Here is a 5697-nt window from a genome sequence, read left to right as displayed (position 1 = left end):
TATGGGCGCAGCTCGTGGAAGTGGGCAGGCGCACGGTGTGGATCCACACGTACGGCCAGCGCTTCGCCTCCCACCACGACAGTTCACCTGGCTCGTCCCCGAGGCTTCCCCCGGAGGAACAACCGGAATGCGTCGTCGTGATCGGAGAGGACGACGGGTTACCTGCGGACATCTCTTACGACGCGTCCACGCGAACCATCACGGTGGGCACGGGCTGCATACGTCCGGTGGCGCCGGAAGTCTGGGACTATCGGATCGGCGGGGTGCAGGCGATCCGCAAGTGGTTCAGCTTCCGCAAGCGCAAGCCAGACGTGGAACGACAGACCCCGTTGAACGACATCCTGCCCCCGACCTGGTCTGCCCGGTGGACCGTTGACCTGCTTGACCTCATCAACGCGCTCGGGCTCCTCGTAGCCCTCGAACCCCGACAGGCCCGGCTGCTGGACGCAGTGACCAGCGGCCCGCTCATCAGCACCGACGACCTACGGGACGAGGGCATCCTGCCCGTACCTGCCTACGCAACCAAGGAACCGAAACCGCCGCGGAAGTCTCGACGCGCCCCCGGCCCTGGTCAGGAGAGCCTCGACTTCTCGGACTGACACCCGTCCTTCCTGAGTGCCTGACGCCCGCAACATCAACGGAATATTTGCACGACGACGCCCCGCCGCAGCAAGCCAGCGGGGCGTCGTTGTATCAGGTCCCCGTCTACGCAGGACCCCCGCCGGAGCGATCCGACGGGAATCCTCACCTGTCACGAGCGATCACACGCCCCTATGACGCGGGGGCGCGGGAAACCGGTCTGACCAGGTTGAACACCTCGTGGGCGGCATATCGCTTGAGGCATCGGACGATTTAGCGTCGGGTCTTGCCTTCCTGGGTGCGGCGTTCGTAGTCGGCCTGGGTGCGCAGGTCGTGGCGCAGGCGGGTGAAGACAATGCGGTGCAGGGCCGCGTTCGCCTGGCGGTCGCCGCCGTGGTTGAGCCGGCGCGTGCTCCGCCGGCCGGATGAGTGCTCGATGGGGCTGGCTCCGCAAAGGGCAGTCAAGGACGCCTCGGTGTTCAGCCGGTCGCGGTTGTCTGCCATGGTGATCAGGAGCGTGACGGCGCTGTCCGGACCGATGCCCACCCGCTCGAGCAGCTGCGGTGCGTGGCGTACGACGAGCCGGGTCAGGCGCTGGTTCATCTCATCGATCTGCCCGGTGAGCTGCTCGATGCGCTCGGCCAGCATGCGCAACGTCAGGTGGGTGGCCTGGGCCACCGAACCGCGTCCTCGTCTCCGGGCGCGGCCACTGAGCACGGCCCGCGCGTCGATCGGTCTGATTTGCAGAGCAACCGGCGGGTCGAGCGATCGGGCCGGTTCACCTCATGCACCTGGACGTACTGGGCGAGGAGGTAGTGGGACAGGCTCGCTCCGAAGGTGCCGGTGCCCTCCACCCCCGCACGGCGCAACCGTATCCAGTTTGGCGGGCGCAGACGTCAGCTGCCAGCAGCTGGCGGCCGTCGCCGGAGAGGATTCGGTGCCCACGACCTTCCCCAGCCGGGGGACCGGGGCGGCGACGTGAACCTCGCCGTGCGTATCCACACCCAGGTCGACCTCACCCCGATTGGGCAGATCCGTGCTCGAGGAGGTGCTGCGCTCTCTGACGGAACCGGTTCTTTAGACGCACGTGCGAGTGCAATCGCAAAGTAGGCGCACCCCGAAAACGTCACAGGGACACGGGCCGCATGAGGCGCCGACCGCATCGTGCCCGACAGCGCAGCCGATCTCATGACGAAGCCGCGCCGGAGCTCTCCGGTGCGGCCTCGTCGTCTCACGGCTCCGCGCAAAGCCCCCAGGCGGGGCCCCGCCGTATCACTCGTCTATCACACAGCCATCACCAACTGGGCGGACCCTCCCGGACCAGGAGGCCCTGACCTGCTGTTTCATGCCCGCGCTGGACTGGCGTAGACGCCAGGGACGGTCTCTACAACCTAGTTCAGGTCGGCCTGGGCGACGGTGGCCCGGTGGATCTTGGACTTGAACATGGTACGAAGCACGGAAAGACTCCCGATCTGTCTGCTCCCTGCCCGCTTATCGCAGGTCAAGGGCGGTCTCCGCAGCTTACAACCCGGCGGCTCGTCCAGTCAGCCCTCCCCGGACCGTGCTGTACGCCATGTTGCGGGGACCGGCTCCGGCGTACTATCCGCCCCTCAGGTGTTTGCCGCGTGTGCGATCGCATCGCCTTCCGCCCGGGTCGGTGACCCGTGCACCGGACCCCCGTCATTGCCTCCGCACCCGCTTCCTCTCGCCTCCGGATATCCCCAATTACCTTGCCGTACAAGTGGATTAGTATCCGACGGCAACAGGACGGCACTACGTCCTCGCCTCAGGACAGGAGAAGCGGCGTGCAGCACATCAATACCGTGACCCCCGGCGATATCCGGTACGAGGACTTACGGCGGGGCGAGAACCTCCGGTTCGTCGGTGAGCCGGACGAGATACATCTGGTGGGATCCGCCGCTGAGATCGAGCAGGTTCTTTCGCGTGCCGTGCGGTCGGGCAAGCGGGTGGCCGTGCGCAGTGGAGGGCACTGTTACGAGGACTTCGTAGCCAATTCAGACGTCCGTGTGGTGATGGACATGTCGCGGCTGTCGGCGGTCGGATTCGATGAGGAGCGCGGCGCGTTCGTCGTCGAGGCCGGTGCCACTCTGGGCGCGGTCTACAAGACGCTGTTCCGGGTGTGGGGCGTGACGCTGCCCGGCGGGGCGTGCCCCGATGTGGGGGCGGGCGGGCACATCCTCGGTGGGGGCTACGGCCCGCTGTCCCGGATGCACGGCTCGATCGTCGACTATCTGCACGCGGTCGAGGTCGTCGTGGTCGACGCGTCGGGCGACGCGCGGACCGTGATCGCGACGCGCGAGCCGGACGATCCGAACCATGATCTGTGGTGGGCGCACACCGGGGGCGGCGGCGGGAACTTCGGCGTGGTCGTCAGGTACTGGCTGCGGACCGCCGAGGCCGACGTACCGCCGGAGCCCGGCCGGCTGCTGCCGCGGCCGCCGGCCGAGGTGCTGCTCAACACGACGGTGTGGCCGTGGGAGGGGCTGGACGAGGCGGCCTTCGCGCGGCTCGTACGGAACCACGGCAGGTGGTTCGAGCAGAACAGCGGCCCCGACTCCCCCTGGTGCGACCTCTACAGCGTGCTGGCCCTCACCCGCAGCCAGTCCGGTGCCCTCGCGATGACCACGCAGCTCGACGCGACCGGCCCGGACGCGGAGAAGCGGCTGGAGACGTATCTCGCGGCGGTCTCCGAGGGTGTGGGCGTGCAGCCGCACAGCGACACGCGGCGGCTGCCGTGGCTGCACTCGACGCGCTGGCCCGGGATCGCCGGGGACGGCGACATGACCGGACGGGCCAAGATCAAGGCGGCGTATGCGCGCCGGAGCTTCGACGACCGGCAGATCGGCACCCTGTACACGCGCCTGACCAGCACCGACTACGACAATCCGGCCGGGGTCGTCGCGCTCATCGCCTACGGCGGCAAGGTCAACGCCGTCCCGGCGGACCGGACCGCGGTGGCGCAGCGCGACTCCATCCTCAAGATCGTGTACGTCACGACCTGGGAGGACCCCGCGCAGGACCCGGTCCACGTGCGGTGGATCCGCGAGCTGTACCGGGATGTGTACGCGGACACCGGCGGCGTACCGGTCCCCGGTGGCGCCGCCGACGGCGCGTACGTCAACTACCCGGACGTCGACCTCGCGGACGAGGAGTGGAACACCTCCGGGGTGCCGTGGTCCGAGCTGTACTACAAGGACGCCTACCCGCGCCTCCAGGCGGTCAAGGCGCGCTGGGATCCACGGAACGTGTTCCGGCACGCACTCTCCGTGCAGGCTCCGCCGGCCTGAGACGGCACCGAGGGTACTGGTTCCCGCGCGGGGACCCGTACCCTCGGCGCTTCCGCCCCTGCCCGCCCGCGAGTTCAGCGGTCACTAGGGGATCGATAGGGGTGTAGGGGCCAACGATCATTTGATTACAGTCGGCAACTGCCTTTGCGTGTGCCGCAGGGGGCGTTTCTCATGCGCATTTCACTTACGGGGGGATCACGGTCGCATGTCTCAATTCCGCGACGGCTTCACCGAGGTCGGGATACCGGACGACGCAATCGCCATAGTGGGGCTCTCCTGCCGACTCCCCGAGGCCCCCGACAAGAGCGCGTTCTGGGAGCTGCTCCGCGACGCGCGGCATGCGATCGGGGAAGTGCCGCAGGACCGGTGGAACGCCGAGGAACTTCCCCCCGCCGCACGGCACGGCGCCTTTCTCGACCGGGTGGACACATTCGATCCCGCATTCTTCGGCATATCGCCGCGCGAAGCCTCGATGATGGACCCCCAGCAGCGGCTCATGCTGGAACTCTCCTGGGAGGCTTTCGAGGACGCCGGCATCCCCCTGCGGCAGGTGCGCGGCAGCCGTACCGGGGTCTTCGTCGGTGCGATCGCGAACGACTACGCGGTGCTGCTGAACCGGCAGGGGCTGTCCGCCGTCACCCAGCACTCGCTGACCGGGACCCAGCGCGCCATCATCGCGAACCGGGTGTCGTACACCCTCGGGCTGCGCGGTCCCAGTCTCACCGTGGACACCGCGCAGTCCTCCGGCCTTGTCGCCGTCCACCAGGCCTGCGCGGCCCTGCGCTCGGGCGGTTGCGAACTCGCCGTGGCGGGTGGCGTGAACCTCAACATCGTGCCGGAGAGCGCCCTCGCCGCCGACCGGTTCGGCGGGCTGTCGCCGGACGGCCGCTGCTACACCTTCGACGCCCGCGCCAACGGCTACGTCCGCGGTGAGGGCGGCGGGGCCGTCCTCCTCAAGCCCCTCGCCCGGGCCCTGGCCGACGGCGACTCGGTCTACTGCGTGATCCGCGGCGGCGCGGTCAACAACGACGGCGCCACGGACGGACTCACGGTGCCGAGCACGGCCGCGCAGAGCGAGGTGCTGCGCCTGGCCTACGACCGGGCGGGCGTCGACCCGGCGGACGTCCACTACGTGGAGCTGCACGGCACGGGCACCGCCCTCGGCGACCCCATCGAGGCCTCGGCCCTGGGCGCCGTCCTGGGCACGGCCCCCGGCCGCCGACTGCCCCTCACGGTCGGCTCGGCCAAGACGAACGTGGGACACCTGGAGGGTGCCGCCGGAATGGTCGGTCTCCTCAAGACCGCCCTGTCCCTCCATAGGCGCCAGATCCCGGCCAGCCTCCACTACGAGACACCGAACCCGCGGATCCCGCTGGACGAACTCAACCTGCGCGTGCAGCAGTCGCTGACGGACTGGCCGGAGCCGGAGTCCCGGCCGGCGCTCGCGGGCGTCAGCTCCTTCGGGATGGGCGGCACCAATTGCCACCTGGTCCTGCAAGGGGTGCCGGCGGCCGAGCCCGCGACCCGTGACGGCGGCGGGGCTGAGCGTCGGGCCGGTGTGGTGCCGTGGCTCGTCTCCGGCCGCGGGGAGGACGCCCTGCGGGCGCAGGCCGAGCGGCTGCGGTCGTTCGTCGCGGACCGGCCCGAACTGGATGTGGACGCCGTGGCGCAGTCCCTGGTGACCTCCCGCGACGCCCACGAGAACCGGGCAGTCGTCCTCGGCTCGGACCGGGAGAGCCTGCTGAACGGGCTCGCGGCACTGGCCGCGGGAGAGCCCGCGTCGCGGGTCGTACGGAGCCGGGGGGCCGGG

4 protein-coding genes are annotated in these 5697 nt (G+C 69.5%); 3 read left to right on the top strand and 1 reads right to left on the bottom strand.

Translation table 11 applies throughout. From position 1 onward, the window contains the following. Positions 1-599, top strand: a 599-nt coding sequence (locus HCJ93_RS28830; protein ID WP_305793902.1) for a type ISP restriction/modification enzyme, incomplete at its 5' end; no start/stop codon positions are given. Between the two features lie 253 nt (positions 600-852). Here HCJ93_RS28830 and HCJ93_RS30080 read toward each other — a convergent pair. Continuing rightward, positions 853-1257: a transposase gene (locus HCJ93_RS30080; RefSeq protein WP_309141538.1), complete on the bottom strand. Its 405-nt coding sequence runs from the start codon at positions 1255-1257 to the stop codon at positions 853-855. A 1127-nt stretch (positions 1258-2384) separates the two neighbouring features. Between HCJ93_RS30080 and HCJ93_RS28815 the strand changes: the two genes are divergently transcribed. Together HCJ93_RS28815 and HCJ93_RS28810 are read left to right on the top strand one after the other, a co-directional pair. Further along, positions 2385-3887 carry an FAD-binding oxidoreductase gene (locus HCJ93_RS28815; protein ID WP_206318090.1) on the top strand — a complete coding sequence of 501 codons (1503 nt, stop codon included), beginning with the start codon at positions 2385-2387 and terminating at the stop codon, positions 3885-3887. Positions 3888-4092: 205 nt separating this feature from the next. Beyond that, the coding region (locus tag HCJ93_RS28810; RefSeq protein WP_167998774.1) for a type I polyketide synthase at positions 4093-5697 on the top strand (1605 nt) is incomplete at its 3' end.

Source organism: Streptomyces composti, assembly GCF_012034205.1.
GTDB classification, from domain to species: domain Bacteria; phylum Actinomycetota; class Actinomycetes; order Streptomycetales; family Streptomycetaceae; genus Streptomyces; species Streptomyces composti.
This window is presented reverse-complemented; position numbering and strand designations above follow the sequence as displayed.